We start from the raw sequence: 16,877 nt of genomic DNA, 5'->3' as shown, positions 1-16,877 counted from the left end.
GCCATCCAGCGTGGTGCCCGACGGTGTGGTGGAGAGGGATCGGTATGAGTGAGTCCGTGGCGCCGGCCAAAGACGCGTCGACGGTGATTCTGGTGCGCGACGGCGCGGACGGCATCGAGGTCTTCCTGCAGCGCCGCGTCACCGGCATGGCCTTCGCCGGCGGGATGACGGTCTTCCCCGGCGGCGGTGTGGACCGCGCCGACGGCACCGCCGACATCGCCTGGACCGGACCCGAGCCCGCCTGGTGGGCCGAACGCCTGGCCACCACCGAACCGGCCGCGCAGGCCCTCGTCGCCGCCGCGGTGCGCGAGACCTTCGAGGAATGCGGTGTGCTGCTGGCAGGCCCCACGGCCGACACCGTCGTCGGCGACTCGTCGGTCTATCACGAGGCGCGCGGCAAGCTGGAGCGCCGCGAACTCTCGCTGGCGCAGTTCCTGACCGCCGAGGGCCTGGTGCTGCGCGCGGACCTGCTGCGGCCGTGGGCCAACTGGATCACCCCGAAGGCCGAGCCCCGCCGCTACGACACCCGTTTCTTCGTCGCCGTGCTGCCGCAGGGCCAGGACGCCGACGGCGCCACCACCGAGGCCGCGCAGGTGCTGTGGCGCACCCCGGCCGACGCGCTGGACAGCTGGCGGGCCGGTGAACATGTGCTGCTGCCGCCCACGTGGTCCCAGCTCGACGGCCTGCGCGGATTCGCCGACACCGCCGCGGTGCTGGCCGCCGAACGCGCGATCACCCCGATCATGCCGACCTACACCCCGACCACCGACGGCCCGCCGCTCACGGACTTCCCCGACAACGAGCGGTATTTCGCGGAGCTGCCGCAGCGGAGCGCACTGGGCGGCCGGTAGGTTTGGCCGCATGGCCGAATTCGTCACCCTCGAGCTGCCCGCCGAGCCCGCCGCTCGCGGCGTCGCGCTGCTGCGCATCGATCGTCCGCCGCTGAACCTGGTCGACGCCCAGCTGGCCCGCGAGGTGGCCGCGGCGGCGGCCACGGTGGCTGAGCACCCCGGGGTGGCCGCGCTCGTCGTCTACGGCGACGAGCGGGTGTTCAGCGCGGGCGACGAGATGCGCGAACTCGCCGAGCTCGACGCGGGCCAGGCCGCCGCGATGGCGGCCGATCTGCAGGCGGCGCTGGGCTGCCTCACCCGGGTGCCGCAGCCGACGGTCGCCGCGATCACCGGCTACTGCCTGGGCGCGGGTCTGGAGCTGGCGCTGGGCGCCGATCACCGGATCGTGGGCGACAACGTCAAGCTCGGCCTGCCCCAGATCAAGGCGGGCCTGATCCCGCTGTCCGGGATCCGCAGGCTCTCGCTGCTGATCGGCGCGAGCCGGGCCAAGGACCTCGTCTACACCGGTCGTTTCGTCGACGCCGAGGAGGCCGCCACGCTGGGTCTGGTCGACGAGGTCGTCGCCCCCGACGATGTCCTGGCCGCCGCGCGCCGCTGGGCCGAGCAGTTCGTCACGGCCGCGCCGCGCGCCCTGGCCGCCGCCAAGGCGGTCTTCGAGGCGGGCCCGCACGCGCACTCCACCGCGGTCACCGAATGGTCGGCGCTGTTCGACACCGACGACGCCCGCACCGGCACCCGCGCCTTCGCCGCCGAGGGCCCCAACAGCGCGGTTTTCACCGGGCGCTGACGGTCGGTCCGGTCGGACGACCAGTTGGAACGGCCGGAAACAAGACCGCCGATTGCGTGCTCAGGGTCTCCTATTACTCTTGGCGGTTATGACGGTTCACCCCGATGACCCGGCGCCGAACCCGCACGCCACCGAGGCCGAGGTCGAAGCAGCGCTGAAGGACACCAAGCTCGCCCAGGTCCTGTATCACGACTGGGAAGCGGAGACGTACGACGACAAGTGGTCGATCTCCTATGACGAACGCTGTATCGCGTATGCCCGCGGCCGGTTCGACCTCGCGGTCGGCCCCGCCCCGCTGCCCTACGAGCGGGCGCTCGAGCTCGGCTGCGGCACGGGGTTCTTCCTGCTGAACCTCATGCAGGGCGGCATCGCGAAGTCCGGCTCGGTCACCGACCTCTCGCCCGGCATGGTCAAGGTCGCGCTGCGCAACGCCGAGCACCTGGGCCTGGACGTGGACGGCCGCGTCGCCGACGCCGAGACCATCCCGTACGAGGACGACACCTTCGACCTGGTGTGCGGCCACGCCGTGCTGCACCACATCCCCGATGTGGAGCTCGCGCTCAAGGAGTGCCTGCGGGTGCTCAAGCCGGGCGGGCGTTTCGTCTTCGCCGGTGAGCCGACCACCGTGGGCAACTTCTACGCGCGCAAGCTGGGCCAGGCCACCTGGAAGGTGACCACCGAGATCACCAAGCTGCCGTTCCTGTCGGGCTGGCGCCGTCCGCAGACCGAGCTGGACGAGTCCTCCCGGGCCGCCGCGCTCGAGGCCGTGGTGGACCTGCACACCTTCGATCCGAGCGATCTGGAGAAGATGGCGAAGTCGGCCGGCGCGGTCGACGTGAAGGCCACCACCGAGGAATTCGCCGCCGCCCTGTGGGGCTGGCCGGTGCGCACCTTCGAGGCCGCCGTTCCCGACGAGAAGCTCACCATGGGCTACCGCATGGCGCAGTACCGCGCCTGGCTGGGCCTGAGCTGGCTCGACGAGAACGTGCTGCGCAAGGTCGTCCCGCGCGAGTTCTTCTACAACGCGATGATCACCGGCGTGAAGCCGGGCGCGGCGCAGAAGTAGGTGGGCTACCGCTTCGGCCGCGACGATGTCGCCTACCTGGGCAGCGCGGCGGGGATCGCCGCGCTCGCCGAGGTCGACCGGCTGGAGCTGACCTCCGCGACGCACCTGCGTGACATCGAGCAGGTGCGTCGCGCGCACGCCGAGCACGCGGCCGCGCTGATCGAGACGGTGCGGTTGCGGCGCAAGGCCGCGGCGAAGCTGCCCGGATCCGGCAGCTGGTTGTTCACCGACGACGCGCTGCAGCAGGCCACGCCCGCCCTGGTCGCCCGGCACCGGGCCGGTCGGCTCGCGGGCCGCGCGGTCCACGATGTCACCTGTTCGATCGGCGCCGAGCTGGCCGAACTCGTGCGCACGTGCCCGGCGGTACTCGGCAGCGATCTCGATGACGTCCGCCTCGCGATCGCCGCGCACAACCTCGGTGTCGCCCCGGTGCAGGCGCCCGATCCCGGCCTGTCGCCGGATGACCCCGCAGCCCCCGGTTCCGCGTCCGGCGCACCGGATCGCCTCTCGGTCACCGCTGCCGGGGCGGGTGGCCGGGCGTTCGATGGCCTCGGGCCCGGTGCTGTCGCGCTGGCCAGGGCCGACGCCCTCACCCCTACCTCTCGCGACACCGTGATCATCGCCGATCCGGCCCGGCGCGCGGACGGCCGCCGCACCTACGATCCCGCGAAACTCCAGCCGCCGCTGCCGGATCTGCTGGCCGCGTACGCGGGCCGCGACATCGCCGTGAAGTCGGCGCCCGGCCTGGATTTCGACCGCCTCGGCTGGGCGGGCGAGATCGAGATCGTCTCGCTCGACGGCGCCGTCCGCGAAGCCTGCCTCTGGTCACCCGGACTGGCCGAACCCGGCGTCACCCGCCGGGCGACCGTCCTCGATTCCCGGGGCGGTGCGACCATGCTCACCGACACCGCGCCCGACGACATCCCCGAGCGCGCCCCGGGCGAATGGATCGTGGACCCGGACGGCGCGGTGGTGCGCGCGGGCCTGGTGCGCCACTACGCCGCGAAACACGGCCTCTGGCAACTCGATCCACAGATCGCCTACCTGACCGGCGACACCGTCCCCCCGGGGATGCGCGGGTTCCGCATCGAAGACCGCTTCGAGCTGCGCGAGAAGACCCTGCGCCAGGAACTCGCCCGCCGCGACTGTGGTGCGCTGGAGATCCTGGTGCGCGGCATCGACATCGACCCCGACGCCCTGCGCAAGAAGCTCAAGCCGCGGGGTTCGACGCCGTACACGCTGGTGATCACCCGTGTCGGCCGCGCGGGTGTGGTCTTCCTCTGCACGGCGGTCGCGCCGACCGCCTGAGCTCAGGCTTCCATCTTCTTCACCACGCGCTGCACCGTGAGCCAGGTGCGGGTGGTGATGTCCTTGCCGTAGGTCTTCTCCAGGCGGGCCATGAAATCGGGGGTGGCGCCGGTGCTGTTGTCGATGACGGTGAGGAAGGCGCGCGCGTCGCGGTCATAGCCGATGACCTCGGTGAGCGGGTCGTCGGTGAAGGCGGTGGTGTCCGCGGCGCGCATCCGGTCTTTGAAGAAGGTGACCGTCAAATAGGAGCCGCGTTCGTGCGGACGGCCCTCGAACGGGTCGCGGTCGAGCAGCGCGCGCAGTTCCGGATGGCTGCGGATGATCGTGCCGCCGGGGATGCCCAGCTCGGCGGCCAGCGCTTCCTGGATGCGGTCCTCCAGACCGGCGGGCTCGTCGCCGGTGCGGAACACCAGATTGCCGCTGGTGAGCACCGAGGAGACCTTCTCGAACCCGAGCCCCTCGAGCACCCCGCGCAGTTTCTCGTTCCGCATGTTCGGGTTGGTGGGCATGATGCCCCGCAGCAGCGCCGCATAGCTCTCCACGCCGCCGACCGTACCGCCTGCCACCGACAGGCGGTACGGGACGGACTCAGGCCTGAGCGGTGGCGTTCTTCTTGCGCTCGATGTCGGCCAGGGCCGCGGCGTAGGCGGCGCGCTGGTCGGCGGTGGAGTCCCAGGCGACCTTGCGGTTCTTCACGACCTTGGCGGGCGCGCCGACGGCGATGCTGTAGTCGGGGACGTCGCCGCGCACCACCGCGTGCGCGCCCAGCACACAGCCGCGCCCGACCCGGGTGTCGCGCAGCACGGTGACCTTGGCGGCGATCCAGGTGTCGGGGCCGATCCGGACCGGGCTCTTCACGATGCCCTGGTCCTTGATGGGCAGGGTGATGTCGTCCATCCGGTGGTCGAAGTCGCAGATGTAGCACCAGTCCGCGACCAGGGTGGACTCGCCGATCTCGATGTCGAGGTAGGTGTTGACGACGTTGTCCTTGCCGAAGACCACCTTGTCGCCGATGCGCAGCGAGCCCTCGTGGCAGCGCAGGGCGTTGCCGTCACCGATGTGCACCCAGCGGCCGATCTCCATGCGGGCCAGTTCCGGGGTCGCGTGGATCTCCACATTGCGGCCCAGGAACACCATGCCGCGCAGCACGATGTGCGGGTTGGCCAGGCGGAATTTGAACAGCCGGTAGTACCGCACCAGGTACCACGGGGTGTAGGCGCGATTGGCGAGCACCCAGCGCAGCGAGTCCCTGGTCAGAAAACGGGCCTGCTGCGGATCGCGGCGGCGCGAACCGCGCCAGCGCGCGCTCAGCGGCGCGCCCCACATGCTCGTCACGAACTACTCTCCCGTCGTGATCGCACCGGGCCAGCCCCGGGGATTCGGTCATCGGTAACACAGAGTACTTTCGGAGCGCACGCCTACCGTGCGATACCCCGATCATCGGCTCTATTGAACAGGGAGATCAGCAGGTGCGAACTCGGACTCGCGTCGTGGCCTCGCTCGCTGCCGCCGGTGTGGTGGCCCTGGCGGGATGTGGCACCGATGTCGACGACATCACCGTCGGCTCCGGAAAGGGCTGGCCCGCAGTCCATCACGACGGGCGCAACGGTGGCGCGAGCCCCGTGGCCGGCGCGGAGTCGATGACCCTGAGCTGGTCGCGCCCGGTCGGCGGCCCGATCGCCCAGCCGCTGACCATCGGCCCCGAGGGCCAGATGTTCGTCACCACCAGCACCGGCAACTGCGCGATCTTCTCGTTCCAGATGCGCACCGGCCGCAAACGCTTCTGCAACCCGCTCGGCCCGTCGACGATCGAGGCGCCGACCGTGGTCGACGCGGTCAGCAACGTCTACGTGGGCGACGACGGCGCGGTGAACTCCTTCAACTACCTGGGCCAGCCGCGCTGGCGCACCCCGGTGGCCGGGGTACCGGTGGCCATCCAGTTCACCGGCGACGGCCGCGTCCTGACGGTGACCCAGTCCGGCCAGGTCGACGTCCTGAGCAGGCAGACCGGCGGCCGCGAGGTCCCGACGCTGCAGCTGCTCGGCGAACCCGACTTCCTGCGGCTGCCCGGCCTCACCCGGCCCGCCTCCGGCGACGGCCTCGACGACTGCCACACCGGCGGCCCGCGCTGCGCGGTCGCCAACACCACCGCCGTCGATCCCGAGACCGGCCGGTTCTTCGTCACCGTCTGGGAGCCCGGCAAGACCGCCGCCTCGCTGCGGGCGATGCGCTACGCCGACGGCAAGGTCGCCCAGGAGTGGAGCGCCGACATGCTCACCGGCGGCAGCGCCACCAGCCCCACCCTGTCCGGCGACGGCGACACGGTCTACGTCGGCGACAACAGCGGCCGCCTGATCGCGGTGAACGCCGAGGACGGCAGCACCCGTTGGACCCACGCCCTGGGCTGGATCCCCAGCGGCGGCATCTCCGTGGTCGACGACGTGCTCGTCCCCGCGGGCGACGAGGGCCACCTGACGGCCCTGCGTGACAGCGGCGACCGCGCCGACCTCGTCTGGGAACGCAAGGACCTCGCCCTGCGCGGCATCCCTGTCCAGACCGCGGGCGGCATCGGCTACACCGTCGCCGCCATCGGCGCGGGCCTGAGCCTGATCACCTTCGACACCGCCACCGGCAACACCGTCGACTCCGACGCCCTGACCGGCGCCACCGGCACCACCGTCGGCACCTCCGTCGGCCCGGAGGGCGAGGTCGTCGTGGCCACCCGCGTCGGCGAGATCTTCACCTTCACCCCCGACGCCTGACCTCAGTACGGGTGGGCGCGGTCGGCCCAGCGTGGGTCGAGTTCCCCGGTGAGGTGGCGGGGGAAGGAGACCCGGGTGGGGTCGCCGTCGGCGGTGTAGCGCTGGTCGGGGTGGGCGGCCAGCCAGTCCAGCCAGTGGGCCGAGTCGAACGCGACCGTGCCCCGGCCCGAGCGGATGCGCGGGACGCCGCCGGGGTCGACGGTGGCGAACGGGGCGGGGGCCGGATTCGAGCCGACCAGCATCACGGCGTCGAAGCGGTAGGCGGTGCCGTCCCAGCTGCCCGCGGCGGCCAGCGCGCGATCACGCGGGTGGATGCCCAGGGGGAGCGCCATCGTGCGCATCGTGACGCCCGGCGCGGCGTCGGTCACCGCGCGCACGTTCCGCACCAGTTCGCGCTGCACGCCGTCGGCGTCCAGGCTCGCGAGGTTCGCGTGATCGGCGGTGTGCGCGCCGATCTCGTGGCCGTGCGCGGCCAGCCAGGGCAGGGCCCGCGGATCGCCGCCGAAGGGCTCGTTGTTGACGTAGAAGGTGGCGACCGGGCGGAAATCCGGGTAGCGCGAACCGAATTCGGCCAGGATGCCCGCGGCGCTGTCGGGAACGACGTCGCCGGTGTCGGTGAAGGCGAGCTGGCTGCGGGTGGAATCGTCGAAGGTGAGCACCACCGGATGGGTGCCCGCGGGCAGCCCGATCTCGCCCGCGATGTACTGCGCGGCGGTCACCGGACGATAGCCCTCGCGGTAGAGCCGTTCCAGTTCGTCCCGGAATTCGCCTGGGGTCTGGTCGTATTCGCCTGCCGGGTGCGGTGTGATCTGGTGATACATCAGGACCGGAACCGAACCCAGTTCGTTGGCGGCGACCGCGGCCGGATCCGGTGGCGTCGGCGCCTGCGTGGTCACGGCGGGTGGCGTGGCGGGAGCGGGCGTTTCGGTCGTGCACGCGGTGAGCGCCGCGGCCAGCAGTAATCCCGGCAGGAGCCGGATCGTCGCGTCGGAACCAGCCACCATCGCGGCAATGTTACGCGGCGGCACAGGTTTTCCCTCGATCTTGCGATAACCGGCCGCCGCCGCCGTGACTGGGCCATAGTGACCTGGCAACCGGAGTGGAAAGTGGTGCGGGCGTTGGGATTGCGGATCCGGTCGGGTGAGCGGCGAGGATGGGCGACGATCGCCTCGGGGGCGGTCCTCGCGGCGGTGGTGGTGGCACTGGTGGCGGGTTTCGCGCTGAGCCGCTCCGGTGAGCAGGCCGCGGCCGACACCGTGGCGCCGGTACTGGAGGTGGCGCCGCCCGATCTCGTTCGCTCCTATCGCGCGCCGATCGTGGTGCGTGGTAAGGCCGTCGACGCGGTCACGGTGTCCATCGGCACGGACACCGTGGCACCGGCACCGGACGGCGCCTTCGAACTCTCGGTGCCGTGGGCGCCCGCCGTCGAGGTCGTCGCGGTCGACGCCGCGGGCAATCGCAGCAGCAGTACCGTCGTGACGGCGCTGGCGTTGCCGCGCATGCGGGCCGTGCATGTCACCGCGCACGCGTGGTCGCACGAGGGCCTGCGCGAGGCCGTGCTGGAGCTCGCCCGCGAGGGCCGGATCGACACCGTGCAGCTCGACATCAAGGACGAGGACGGCGTCGTCGGCTACGACTCACAGGTGCCGCTGGCCCGCGAATCCGGCGCTGTCGCCGCCATCTACGACGCGCCGTCGGCGCTGCGCCAACTGCACGACCTGGGCCTGCAGGTGGTCGGGCGCATCGTCGCGTTCCGCGATCCGACGCTGGCCGCGTGGGCCTGGCACAGCGGCAGGCCCGACTGGGTGATCCAGAACCCGTCCGGGCAGCCCTATTCCAGCCACTACGGTCCCATCGCGTTCACCAATGTGGGCCAGGCCGAGGTCCGCGGCTACAACATCGATCTCGCGGTGGAGGCCGCGCGGCTCGGCTTCGACGGTGTCATGTACGACTACGTCCGCCGCCCCGACGGCAGCCTGTCGAGCATGCGTTTCGCCGGGCTCACCGGGAGTCCCACCGACGCGGTCGCCGGTTTCCTCGCCGAGAGCCGCTACCCCGTGCACGTGGCCGGCGCGCACCTGAGCGCTGCCGTCTACGGCATCGCCTCCACCCGCCCCGAGGAGATCGCGCAGGACATTCCACGCATGGCCCGCCACCTCGACTTCGTGGCCCCCATGATCTACCCCTCGCACTGGAACGCCGGCGAATACGGCGTCGCGAACCCCAACGCCCAGCCCTACGACATCGTCTTCCGTTCCCTCCAGGACTTCCGCACGGTCACCGCGGGCACCGGCGCGAAAGTCATCCCCTGGCTCCAGGACTTCAGCCTCGGCGTCACCTACGGCGACACCGAACTCCGCGCCCAGATCGACGCCACCCGCGACGCGGGCATAGACGGCTTCTTCCTCTGGAACGCCGCCACCCGCTACCACAACAACGGCATACCCCCGGCCTGAGGTGGGGAGAGACACCGTCTCTACGAAATCCTCCCCGACCTCGAAACGCTGTGCTCTCGACTGACGCGACGTAATGCGGACTAGCGGTTGGCCTGTGCCCAAGCATCAAAGCCGTTCAGCAAGTCCTGGTAGAACTTCTCGTTGGGTACAGCGCCTGGATTCTGGCCGACATTGTAGAAGGCGGCATTGCCGAATCTGGCTGATGTGGAGGAGTTGAGATTCTTGAAGAATGCCAGCTTGCCCCGGCCGAACCCGACGAATATCCAGAAGACGCCGAGTGCGGCACTGTTCTGAAGCAATGTCCGGACCGCGGCTTTGTCGTCGGGCTCGTTTCCGACCTGCACGATCACCAATGCGGGATCGGATGCCATTGATTCCTGGTAGTGGTTGATCACGCAGCGCATTGCCTCATCGACCTGTCCCCATCCCCAGTCGACTTGCGTATGGAGTTGGGCGATCCGCCCGCGATAATTGTCGAGTCGCATCTCCTCGACGAACGGAGTCCTCTCGCCTGAGAAGACAATCGGCACCGTGCCGTCGTCATCGAGGTTCGCCGAGAGTGCGAGCACACGTTCCGCGAAAGCCTGAACAGCGAACGACTCGTACATCTCCTTCATTTCGTAGCTGTGGTCGAGAACCAGGTAGACGGCTGCGCGCTTGCCGCCGAGACCGGCGCTCATCAAGGCTTCGCCCGCCGAGCGCGCGACGGGCAGCAGCGCCGGTGCTCGACTGCCGATCTTCGTCAGATCTGGGCCGGCAGCAAGGGGTACCGGCGCATCGTCCTCGACGTCGACGCCGTAATCCGCGGCCAAGCCGGCCAGACCGGCAGCGTAGCCCTGCCCGATCGCCCGAACCTTCCACTCACCGTTTCTCCGGTACACCTCCGCAAGCACGACCACCGTCTCACGATCGGCGAAGTCCGGCGCTTGGAACTCGACAGAAGCACCGTCGGCGCCGGTCACCGTCAGCCGTGGGGATTTGGTGAAGACGGCGCCCGGGTGCAACGGGTCCGCGCTCGCGACCAGGACGACCTTGTCGACATCGACCGGGATGCTGTGCAGCGCGATGTCGATGGACGATCCAGCCAGGACGACACCGTCGTGGGACGGATTGTTGTAGAAGACCAGATCGGCGTCCGAGCGAACCTTGCGAGCGCTGCCGAGTAGTAGCGCTGAGACATCGATCGCGATCGTGGTGACGCCGACCGATAGCGTCACCTTGCCGCTGGTCAGAGTTGTGTTTTCGCCTTTGCTCAAGACAACGCCAGGCAACGTGGAACCCTTCGTGATCGTCATTGGGTCGGTAAGTGGTTACTCGCCGGGTTCGGCGGGGGTGATGTCGGTTTGGACCGGGGCCGCGGGAACCCATTCGCGCAGCGGCTGGACCACGCTGCCGTAGAACGCATCGGTCGCCGACGTCACGCTGGAGATGAAGCTGGCGGCGGTGCCGGAGCGTTTGCTGCCCATCGGAAAGGTCTGTTCGAGGGTGAACGAGACGATCGGGGTGGTGCGTCCTTCGGTGAGGGACTTCGGGTTCGCGCGGACTGTGTCGAGCAGTTCGCAGGTCTCGTTGCCGCGTTCGGCGAAGACGGCTTCGATCTGGAGGCGGCCGGGGGCGTCGGTGAGTTGCCTGGTCAGCCAGGAGACGCGGCGGGCCGCGGTGCCTTCGTCCGGTGCGGCGATCGTGGTGCGGCAGCGGACCTTGTTGGTGCGGATGTCGGCGACGACGGTCAGGTCGCCCGCGGTGTCGGGGATGCGCAACACGGCCTCGAACGAGCCGTCGGTGGCCAGCCGCTCGGCGACAGCGGCCGCGCGGGCCGCCGGATCGGTCCGGTGCTTGCGGGCCAGGATGTGTTTGACCTCGACACCGAGTTCGGCGGTCAGTCGCAGGGCGAGGTGCCTGCTCAGCGAGACCCATGTGTCGGCCACCGCGAAGGCCTTCTGATCACCCGCCCGCAGCGTGCCCGCCGTGACGGCGTCGCGCACCGTCACCCAGTGCCTGCCCATGTCGACGAATTCCGCGGCGCCCGAGCGCGGATGGTCGAGGAACCGCAGGAACTCGGCCAGGATCCAGGACTGCAACGGGTCGTCGATCCCGCCGTGGGACAGCAGCATCCTCGCCTCGTGGGCGATCTCGGCCCAGGACAGGTGGCGCAGGGCGACCTTCGTCAGCTTGCGGCGGTCCACCTGCACGGGCAGCTCACCCGGGCTCGCAGGAATGTCGTTGGACAGGCTGACGACGACGTCGTACTTCTTCCGCCGTGCGATATCGAGGTAGCTCTCGAGCTGGTCCTTCCTGAGCTTGCCCGTGCCCGTCTTCACTTCGAGCAGCCCGGTCCACTGCCGGGCTCCCCGGCTCACCTTCAGGACAGCGTCCGGGACGACCTTGGAATCACCCGCCTCGTACTGGACCTCGATGTACCCCTCGAAAGCGCCTGCGGGCGCGCCCATCCTGGCGCAGACCGCCCGGGCGAACGGTCGCACCGCCTGCATGGTCGCGATCAGCGCCGACGTCGTGCGCCGTTCCTGTTCCTCGCCCGCGCCCACACCGATGACCGAGAACAGCCGTGCGGGTTGCCAGCCCTCCGCCTCGGCCTGCCGGAATTCGATGGGCTTGGCCTTGCGGACCGGGCGCTTGGCGGTCCGGACGCCGGCGGCCCGCGTCGGTTCCGGCGTCGTTTCCGGTGGCGTCGGTTCGATCGGTGCTTCCTCCGGTGCTGGTTCGGCGTCGTCGATCGAGACACCGAAGTCCGTTGCCAGCCCGCTCAGCCCCGAATCCCAGCCCTGGCCGACCGCACGGACCTTCCACCCGCCGTCACGGCGATAGACCTCGCCGAAGACGAAGGCCGATTCGGTGTCGGCGTCGGCGGTCAGATACTCGGCCAGCGAGCCGCCTGCCGGATCGATGACGTGGAGAGCGAGTTTGCCGAGGTCGCCGAAGGTGCCCGAACCGACGCTGCCGGCCAGCGCGATGGTGTGCACCCGGTCGGGGACGGCGGAGAGGTCCAGGGCGATTCTGGCCTGCATGCCTTCCTCGGTCGCGCTCGTGCCGAGGAATCGCACCGAGCCGTCCGGGGATTCGGGCTGGTTGTAGAAGACGAAGTCCGCGTCCGAGCCGACCCGCCGGTCCGGGCCGAGCAGCAGCGCCGAGGCGTCGACCTCGATCGCCGGCTCGGGCCAGCCGATCAGGATGTCGATACGGTCGACATCCTCCGGCAGTGCGATGTTCTGGCCCTTGGACAACAGCGGAGACGACACAGCGGCAGCTCACCCTTCGAGACTCGGCACGACAATCACCCGCAAGGTGATGCAGCCGACCCGCTCGCTGACCCCCTTGCCGCACACCGCGATTCAGCGGCGATGCCGAGGATTGTCGGTACCGGGGACGGAGGTGTTACGCAGCTCACGTTTGAATCGTGGAAGCTACCGTGACCAGCTACGTCAACCCACCCAGGCCAGTGCGTCGCTTTCCGCCGACACCGGGAACACCCGGACTTCGGCGGGGATGAGGAAGCCGAAGAGGTGGACGGCTTCGCCGAGGGTTTTGTGGTCGGTGACCAGGGCGATGCGGCCCCAGGCGCTGCGGGGGACGCGGGCCAGTTTCATGTCCTGCCACATGGCGTCGAGGGAGTAGCGGTCGAAGTCGGGGCCGAGGACGTAGACGATGTTGACCGGCTGCTGGTGTCGCAGGGCCGCTTCGATGGCCGGGTCGAGGACCTGGGTGTAGTCCTCGGCGGTGACGGTTCCGGAGGCGCGGAAGCCGATGGTCGCGGCGGGCAGGTCGGGAATCGGCTGCAGGGGCATGGACGGCTCCTTCGTCGTGGTGTCGGCACCAGTGACGGTAGGGGCGGGCCGCGACGGCGGCGTCATGCGTTGTGGGTGAACTCGAGCTCGGCGCGCGCCGTCGGGACGGTCGCGCGTCGAGCGGCGCCTGCTACTTCGGGTCGCGCTCCGGTAGCGGCCGTTCCACGATGTCGGGGCGGCCCAGCGAGGTCCGCACCCGGCGTTTCGCCGCCGAGTACACCTGCGCGGTCTCCGCGGCGACCACGTCCCAGGCGAAGTCGGCGGTGAGGCGCTCGCGGGCGTTGTAGGCCCGGTCCTGCGCGGTGGCCGGATCGTCGAGGACGGCGCGGGCCGCGTCGACGAGCCCGTCCACGTCGGCCGGTTCGAACGACGCGCCGGTGACGCCATCGATCACGGCCTCACCCAGCCCACCGGCGGTGGAGGCGATCAGCGGCACGCCGGCGGCCGCGGCTTCGAGCGCGACGATGCCGAACGGTTCGTAGCGGCTCGGCAGCACGATCGCGTCCGCGCCGTGCAGCCAGCCCAGCAGTTCCTCGTGCCCGAGACTGCCCACGAACTGGACCGCCCTGGCCACCCGGTGCACCCGGGCGCGCTCGCGCAACCAGTCGAACTGGGTGCCCACGCCGGCCACGGTCAGCGTGGTGCCCGGGTGCGCGCGGCGGATGCGCGGCAGTGCCGCGATGGCGTCCTGCACGCCCTTCTCGTACTCGAGCCTGCCCACATACAGCAGCTTCGGCGGACCCGAGCGCGGCGCGCGCGGCCGGAAGGTCCACGCGCCGACATCGATGCCGTTGCGGATCACCGTGATCGGCGCGAGTTCGGGCCCGTACAGCCGCTCGACCTCGTCCTGCATCGACGACGAGCAGGTGATGAGCTGGTCGGCCTCGTTGGTCAGCCACCACTCCACCGAGTGGACCTGCTTGTTGACCCGGCCCGACACCCAGCCGCTGTGCCTGCCCGCCTCGGTGGCGTGGATGGTCGCCACCAGCGGCACGTCGTAGAACTCGGCCAGCGCGATCGAGGGGTGCGCCACGAGCCAGTCGTGCGCGTGCACCACATCGGGAGTCCAGCCCTCGCCGACGCCCGGTTTGCCGAGCGCCACACCGGCCCGGACCATGGCGTGGCCCATGGCCAGCGTCCAGGCGAGCATGTCCTCGCCGAAGTCGAAGCACGGCGGGTCCTCGGCCACCGCCACGACGAGCACACCGTCGGCGATGTAGGAGTGCGTGGGATGGGTGACCGAGTCGGTGCCCGTGGGCCTGCGGGCCAGCACGACGACCTCGTGCCCGGCCGCGGCCAGTTCCACCGCCAGGTGGTGGACGTGCCGGCCGAGTCCGCCGACCACCACCGGCGGGTACTCCCACGACACCATCAAAATCTTCATACGAATCCTTCAGCGGCGGCCGACGGGACAGCGGTCGGCAACCGCCGCGCGTCCAGACCTGGGAAGAATCCGTCGGCCGCGTTCCATCCTGCCGCGAGCCGGGCCGCTTTGGCGAACTGGCCGGCCCCGATGGCCTCGGCGAGTTCGCGCACCGCGTGCGCGTGCTCGTGCGCGCGGTCCCTGGCGTACCCGGCCGCGGAGTCCTTGCTCACCATGAACGCCCAGTCGCTGGAGACCGTCAGGATCGCCTCGCGCAGCAATTGGTCGGCGACCGGGTCGCGCAGCGCCGGGCCGGTGCCGCGGACTTTGTCGAGGGTGTCCAGAGCCAGCCGGACCACGTCGGCGTTGAGCTCGACGAGGTCGGCGACCTGGTCTCCCGCCCAGACCCGCCAGTCCTTGCCCGAGCCCCACGACGAGTCGGTGAGCTGCACAGGTTCGCCGACGAAGCCGTTGTCGCGGGCGTCGGCCAGGGTGCCGACGGTGACGCCGGCCTCGGGCAGCGCGCGCAGCACCTGCTCGAGCCATTCCGGGCCCTCGTGCCACCAGTGACCGAACAGTTCGGTGTCGAAGGCGGCCACGACGAGGGCGGGCCTGCCGATCCGCGCGGACTCCTCGATCAGCCGCGCGCGCACCGTCTCGACGAAGTCGGCGACGTCGCGGGTGACCGCCGCGGCGGCGAGTTCCGGATCGTAAGGGGCCTTGTCAGGACCGGCCACGGTTTTGCCGGTCACCCGCGACGGTTTGAGACCGGTCGCGTGGTCGTAGTGATGGAAATCGCGGTAGGCCGCCTGGCCCGGGTAGCCCTGTTTCGGCGACCAGACCCGGTAGCTCACCTGGAGGTCACGCCCGAAGGCGAGCACCTCGGAGTCGCGCACCGGCCGTCCGAGGGTCGTGTCGCCGCGCAGCGAGGGCCCGTCGACCATGAAATGCGTCACACCCGCGGCGTCGTAGCCGCGCTCCATGCCGGGGGTGTAGCCGCACTCGGGCGCCCAGATGCCGGTGGGGGTGGTGCCCCAGCGCAGCCGCGCGTCGGCCAGGCCCTCGGTGAGCTGGAACTGGCGCAGCCGCGCGTCGAGCAGCGGCTGGAACGGATGGGCCAGCGGGCCGCCGAGCAGCTCGATCGCGTCGGCGTCGATCAGCGAGCGCCACACCGGCGCGCTGCCGTGCCGCCAGTCGCGCTCGAACTCGGTCAGCGCCGTTGCGGCGAGCCGATGTTCGTGCCTGCCCAGCGCCACATTGCCCGACATCGCGGCCTCGTCGGCGCGCAGCTGCCAGTTGCCCAGCCAGTGGTGCATGCCCGCCAGCGAGTGCGGATCGTCGAGCTGGGCCGCCAGCACGGGAGTGATGCCCAGGCTCAGCAGATGCGTACGGCCTTCGGCGGCAAGGGTTTTCAAGACCCGTACCAGGGGCAGGTAGGACGCGGCCCAGGACTGGTACAGCCATTCCTCGCCCACCGGCCAGCGGCCGTGATGGGCCAGCCAGGGCAGGTGGGAATGCAGGACGAGCGTGAACTGACCCGGCACGGAGCCGGGCCGGGCGGAGCGAGAATCGGTCAACGCCGTGCCTTTTCGGCGATCGCGACGAGGTCCAGGCTCGCGTCGATGTCGCCGGCGCGCAGGTCGAAATCGTCGATGGTGACGGCGGCGACGTCGGCGGTGAGATCGGCGGGCCACGGCTCACCGGCCAGCGCGCGCTCGATCTGGGCGTCGATGAAGGACCCACCGTGCTTGGCGTCCAACGCTTTCAGGCTCGCGCCGTGGTGCACGCCGAGCATCTCGGCGACGGTGAAGCCCGCCTCCACCAGCAGCTCGGTCAGCTCGGCCGCGTTGAGTTCGCGGGTGTGGAACGGGTTGAGCGGGGTGTCGCGGCCGGGGGAGAAGGTGATCCGGTTCGGCGTGCTGATCAGCAGCTGCCCACCCGGGCGCAGCACTCGCAGGCATTCGCGCAGGAACTGCGCCTGATCCCACAGATGCTCGATGACCTGGAAATTCACCACCACATCGACGGATTCGTCGTCGAGCGGCAGCGCGGCGAGGTTGCCCTGGATCATCTCCACGCGCGGGTAGCGCGCGCGGACGTGCGCGACGGCGCCCTCGTCGTAGTCCACGCCGACGACACGCGCGGCCACGCCGGCGATCATGTCCGCGCCGTAGCCCTCGCCCGAACCCGCCTCGAGCACGGTCTTGCCTGCGCATCGGTCCAGCAGGCGGGCGTAGGCGATCTCGTGCCTGCGGAACCAGTAGTTCTCCTCCGCGATGCCGGGCACGGTCCGCTCACCGGTCAACGGCAGTGGTTCATGTGTGGCGGCCACGGGTGCGGCAGGGATCACAGCCTCGCTCATTGGTCCGACGTTACTGGTACCGCCGGTTCGCGCAGGTGCCGGGGACCGGTTGGGAACCCCTTGTGCATGTAGGTTACCCACGAGTAACTTAGCGTAGGGTAGTGTTCCGCTCTGAGCTA

15 protein-coding genes are annotated in these 16,877 nt (G+C 70.3%); 6 read left to right on the top strand and 9 right to left on the bottom strand.

Features of this window, described 5'->3' with window-relative positions:
• Positions 1-44: 44 nt before the first annotated feature.
• The 4 genes from EL493_RS27610 (at position 45) to EL493_RS27595 (ending at position 4,012) form a co-directional block, all read left to right on the top strand.
• Positions 45-851, top strand: a complete 807-nt coding sequence (locus EL493_RS27610; RefSeq protein ID WP_019048415.1) for an NUDIX hydrolase — start codon at positions 45-47, stop codon at positions 849-851.
• A 10-nt stretch (positions 852-861) separates the two neighbouring features.
• Positions 862-1,638 carry an enoyl-CoA hydratase-related protein gene (locus EL493_RS27605; RefSeq protein ID WP_019048414.1) on the top strand — a complete coding sequence of 259 codons (777 nt, stop codon included), beginning with the start codon at positions 862-864 and terminating at the stop codon, positions 1,636-1,638.
• A gap of 88 nt (positions 1,639-1,726) precedes the next feature.
• Positions 1,727-2,704 carry a class I SAM-dependent methyltransferase gene (locus tag EL493_RS27600; RefSeq protein WP_019048413.1) on the top strand — a complete coding sequence of 326 codons (978 nt, stop codon included), beginning with the start codon at positions 1,727-1,729 and terminating at the stop codon, positions 2,702-2,704.
• Positions 2,705-4,012: a THUMP-like domain-containing protein gene (locus EL493_RS27595; protein WP_019048412.1), complete on the top strand. Its 1,308-nt coding sequence runs from the start codon at positions 2,705-2,707 to the stop codon at positions 4,010-4,012.
• A gap of 2 nt (positions 4,013-4,014) precedes the next feature.
• Here EL493_RS27595 and EL493_RS27590 read toward each other — a convergent pair whose 3' ends face one another.
• Positions 4,015-4,554 carry a DUF1697 domain-containing protein gene (locus tag EL493_RS27590; RefSeq protein ID WP_019048411.1) on the bottom strand — a complete coding sequence of 180 codons (540 nt, stop codon included), beginning with the start codon at positions 4,552-4,554 and terminating at the stop codon, positions 4,015-4,017.
• Between the two features lie 46 nt (positions 4,555-4,600).
• Positions 4,601-5,338 carry an acyltransferase gene (locus EL493_RS27585; RefSeq protein WP_019048410.1) on the bottom strand — a complete coding sequence of 246 codons (738 nt, stop codon included), beginning with the start codon at positions 5,336-5,338 and terminating at the stop codon, positions 4,601-4,603.
• A 143-nt stretch (positions 5,339-5,481) separates the two neighbouring features.
• Between EL493_RS27585 and EL493_RS27580 the strand changes: the two genes are divergently transcribed.
• Complete coding sequence (locus tag EL493_RS27580) at positions 5,482-6,774, top strand: outer membrane protein assembly factor BamB family protein (RefSeq protein WP_036836513.1); 1,293 nt, start codon at positions 5,482-5,484, stop codon at positions 6,772-6,774.
• 2 nt (positions 6,775-6,776) lie between these two features.
• On the opposite strand, the gene EL493_RS27575 is transcribed toward EL493_RS27580, so the two are convergent.
• Positions 6,777-7,778 (bottom strand): polysaccharide deacetylase family protein, encoded by a 1,002-nt coding sequence (locus EL493_RS27575; RefSeq protein WP_019048408.1) that lies wholly within the window; start codon positions 7,776-7,778, stop codon positions 6,777-6,779.
• 102 nt (positions 7,779-7,880) lie between these two features.
• Here EL493_RS27575 and EL493_RS27570 point away from each other — a divergent pair, with 102 nt between their 5' ends.
• Positions 7,881-9,230, top strand: coding sequence for a putative glycoside hydrolase (locus tag EL493_RS27570; protein WP_022565505.1), 1,350 nt, complete (start codon positions 7,881-7,883; stop codon positions 9,228-9,230).
• Between the two features lie 80 nt (positions 9,231-9,310).
• Here the strand turns inward: EL493_RS27570 and EL493_RS27565 are convergent, their stop codons facing one another.
• The 6 genes from EL493_RS27565 to EL493_RS27540 form a co-directional block, all read right to left on the bottom strand.
• Positions 9,311-10,525, bottom strand: coding sequence for a VWA domain-containing protein (locus EL493_RS27565; RefSeq protein WP_022565506.1), 1,215 nt, complete (start codon positions 10,523-10,525; stop codon positions 9,311-9,313).
• Positions 10,526-10,540: 15 nt separating this feature from the next.
• A complete protein-coding gene (locus EL493_RS27560; RefSeq protein ID WP_019048405.1) occupies positions 10,541-12,487 on the bottom strand; it encodes a TerD family protein in 1,947 nt (648 codons plus the stop codon).
• A 183-nt stretch (positions 12,488-12,670) separates the two neighbouring features.
• The gene (locus EL493_RS27555; RefSeq protein WP_019048404.1) at positions 12,671-13,033 is read right to left on the bottom strand and encodes a SpoIIAA family protein; all 363 of its coding nucleotides are present in this window, start codon (positions 13,031-13,033) and stop codon (positions 12,671-12,673) included.
• A gap of 130 nt (positions 13,034-13,163) precedes the next feature.
• Positions 13,164-14,417 carry a glycosyltransferase family 4 protein gene (locus EL493_RS27550; protein WP_019048403.1) on the bottom strand — a complete coding sequence of 418 codons (1,254 nt, stop codon included), beginning with the start codon at positions 14,415-14,417 and terminating at the stop codon, positions 13,164-13,166.
• On the bottom strand, positions 14,414-15,973 hold the full coding sequence (locus EL493_RS27545) for a 1,4-alpha-glucan branching protein domain-containing protein (RefSeq protein WP_022565508.1): 1,560 nt from the start codon (positions 15,971-15,973) through the stop codon (positions 14,414-14,416). The genes EL493_RS27550 and EL493_RS27545 overlap by 4 nt, the downstream gene beginning before the upstream one ends.
• The gene (locus tag EL493_RS27540) at positions 15,970-16,758 is read right to left on the bottom strand and encodes a class I SAM-dependent methyltransferase (protein WP_022565509.1); all 789 of its coding nucleotides are present in this window, start codon (positions 16,756-16,758) and stop codon (positions 15,970-15,972) included. Before EL493_RS27540 ends, EL493_RS27545 begins: the two co-directional genes overlap by 4 nt.
• Positions 16,759-16,877 lie beyond the last annotated feature (119 nt).

Source organism: Nocardia asteroides (assembly GCF_900637185.1).
Taxonomy (GTDB): domain Bacteria; phylum Actinomycetota; class Actinomycetes; order Mycobacteriales; family Mycobacteriaceae; genus Nocardia; species Nocardia asteroides.
Note: the sequence above shows the minus strand (reverse complement) of the source record. Positions and strands in the feature narration are given on the sequence as shown.